We start from the raw sequence: 2,609 nt of genomic DNA, 5'->3' as shown, positions 1-2,609 counted from the left end.
CGGGCCATGAAGGTGACTCGCCACACCATCTGCCGGGTAGGAGCCTCAGAGGCCGACCGTCTCGTCCGTTTCGGGGAAGGATTTCACCATGTCAGCTCACGGATCCCGGGCACCCCGTGCGTCCCGCGACCGTTCCCCGGCGGGTTCACGACCGGCCGATCGGCATGGCGACGACGTTGCGGGGGGTGGGGTGGAAGCAGGCGTGCTCCTGGGGCGTGTCCCCACCGTGACCGAGCACCGGCTGCTCGGACTCGCAACGACCGGTGCTGAACGGGCAGCGCCGGGCGAACAGGCAGCCCGCGTCGTGGCGGCTCTCGTCGAGCGTCCCTGCCGGCGTCACCCGCTGCTCACCCGGCCGCTCCAGGCCGTGCAGCACCGGGATGGCCGACAGCAGCGACTGGGTGTACGGGTGCACCGGGTCGGAGATGATCGTCTCGACATGGCCGCGCTCGACGACCTGCCCCCGGTAGATGACGTACAGCTCGCCGTCATCGCCGATGTAGCGGGCGGTCGCCACGTCGTGGGTGATGAAGAGCACGCTCACCCCGAGGTTCTCGCGCAGGTCCTTGAGCAGGGCGAGGATGCCGAGCCGCAGCGACACGTCGATCATGGAGACGGCCTCGTCGGCGACGAGCATCTCGGGGTCGACGGTGAGTGCCCGGGCGATGACGACCCGCTGGCGCATGCCGCCGGAGAGCTGGTGAGGGTAGCGGGGCAGCACGTAGCCGGGGTCGAGACCGACCAGTTCCAGCAGTTCCCTGGCGCGCCCGTCCGCCCATGACCGCGAACGGCCGGTCTGCCCCGCCCGCAGCGACAGCGGCGCGTCCAGCGTCTGGTGCACGGTACGGGTCGGGTTGAGCGCCGAGTACGGGTCCTGGTGGATGAGCTGGATGCGGCGGAAGTACGGCTCACGCTGCCGCGGGCGCAGCGACGACATGGGCGTGCCGTCGATGGTGATCTCTCCGGAGTCGTGACTCTCCAGCCCGGCGATGATCCGTCCGAGCGTCGTCTTGCCGCAGCCGGACTCTCCGATGAACGACGCCGCCCCGCCCTTCGGGATGGCGAAGTCGACGCCGCGCAGCGCCTTCACCTCCCGTCCGGCGAGCGCGCTTCCTCGTTGCCTGAAGGTCTTCGTGATGTGCTGCCCCGTGATCACGCCTTCTCCTCCCTGATCTCCGCGTCGCGGGCGGCGACGGCGTGGCAGGCCACGATCCACTCGCCGTACGGGACGGCGGGCGGCTCCTCGGTCTCACAGACGTCCATGCGCAGGTCACAGCGTTCCCTGAAGACGCATCCCCGTGAGGGAACGGTCCCAAGCGTCGGCGGGCGGCCGGGCAGCGCCCTGGCCTCCCCGAGGTCGCCGACCAGGCGGGGGATGGCCCGGACCAGGCCCTGGGTGTAGGGGTGGCGAGGCGCGCCGAGCACCTCGGTGGTCGGCCCCTGCTCCACCACCCGCCCGCCGTACATGATGACCAGCCGGTCCGCGACCTCGGCCACCACGCCGAGGTCGTGGGTGATGACGAGCGTGGTGAGCCCGCGCTCCTGGTGGACCTCCCTGACGATCCGCAGGATCGTGGCCTGAGTGATCATGTCGAGTGCGGTGGTGGGCTCGTCCAGCACGACGAGGTGGGCGTTGAGGACCAGCGCGAACATGATGCCGACCCGCTGGCGCATCCCTCCCGACAGCTCGTGCTGGTGGGAGTCGAGCACGCGCGCGCCGTCCATGCCCATCCGGCCGAGCAGGTCCTTGGCGTCCCTGACCAGCCCGCGCAGGTCCCGGATCTCGTGCGAGCGCCCCAGGTCGAGCAGTTGCTTGCCGACGGTCTTGAGCGGATTGAGGGAGTTCTGGGCGGCCTGGAAGACGTATCCGATGTGCCGGCCTCTCGCCCTGCGCAGGTCCTCGCCCCGCAACCGGGTGACGTCGCCGAGACCGTCGATCTCCACGCTGCCCGACCTGATCCTGCCGGGCGGCTGGACCGCGTTGAGCAGCGACAGCGCCAGCGTGGACTTGCCGGACCCGGACTCGCCGACCACCCCGGTGATCGTCCCGGGCGGTAGATCCAGGTCGATCCCGGACACGGCGGGCAACTCTCCCGCCGCCGTCCGGTAGACGACGGACAGGTCCCTGACCCGCACTCCCGGCGGCCCGCTCCTTTCCGCGTCGCGGGTGCCCGCGGCACCGCGGGTGTTCCGGGCGGCCTCGGCGCTTCGGACGCCCACGGCCGCGGACAGCCGCTCGCCCAGTGTCATGGACACCTTCTCAGCAGGTACGAACATCGGTCACTCCTCCCGCAGCCGGGGGTTGAAGATCTCGTCCATGGCGTCGACGACGAGGACGATGCCCAGGGTGAGCAGCAGGATCGCCAGCAGCGGCGCCAGCATGTACGGCAGCGCGGCGGTCGTCGTCAGCGCGCCGCCGCCGAACACGGCGAGGTTGAGCATGACGCCCCAGTTGTTGGCGTCGAACGGCAGGACGCCCAGGAAGAACAGGCCCACCTGCGCGTACACCGCACCGGTCACCGCGATGAGCGTGTTCATCGCGATGAAGGGGGCCATGCTGGGCAGCAGTTCCCTGCCGACGATGTGCCTGGTGGACAGGCCGAGTCCCC

3 protein-coding genes are annotated in these 2,609 nt (G+C 70.5%); all 3 read right to left on the bottom strand.

Going from position 1 to position 2,609, the window contains the following annotated elements; all coding sequences use genetic code 11:
- Positions 1 to 145 precede the first annotated feature (145 nt).
- A complete protein-coding gene (locus ABZ260_RS49785) occupies positions 146 to 1,156 on the bottom strand; it encodes an ABC transporter ATP-binding protein (protein WP_355566271.1) in 1,011 nt (336 codons plus the stop codon).
- Positions 1,153 to 2,277, bottom strand: a complete 1,125-nt coding sequence (locus tag ABZ260_RS49780; protein WP_355632630.1) for an ABC transporter ATP-binding protein — start codon at positions 2,275 to 2,277, stop codon at positions 1,153 to 1,155. Before ABZ260_RS49780 ends, ABZ260_RS49785 begins: the two co-directional genes overlap by 4 nt.
- 3 nt (positions 2,278 to 2,280) lie before the next feature.
- The coding region (locus ABZ260_RS49775) for an ABC transporter permease subunit (RefSeq protein ID WP_355632627.1) at positions 2,281 to 2,609 on the bottom strand (329 nt) is incomplete at its 5' end.

The organism is Streptosporangium sp. NPDC006013 (assembly GCF_040614275.1).
In the GTDB taxonomy this organism is placed as follows: domain Bacteria; phylum Actinomycetota; class Actinomycetes; order Streptosporangiales; family Streptosporangiaceae; genus Streptosporangium.
The sequence above is the reverse complement of the archived record's forward strand: the minus strand, read 5'-3'. Positions and strand labels throughout refer to the sequence as shown.

Coding starts and splice junctions, on each gene's coding strand:
- ABZ260_RS49780 (WP_355632630.1), bottom strand. CDS start 2,277: ATGTTCGTACCTGCTGAGAAGGTGTCCATGACACTGGGCGAGCGGCTG.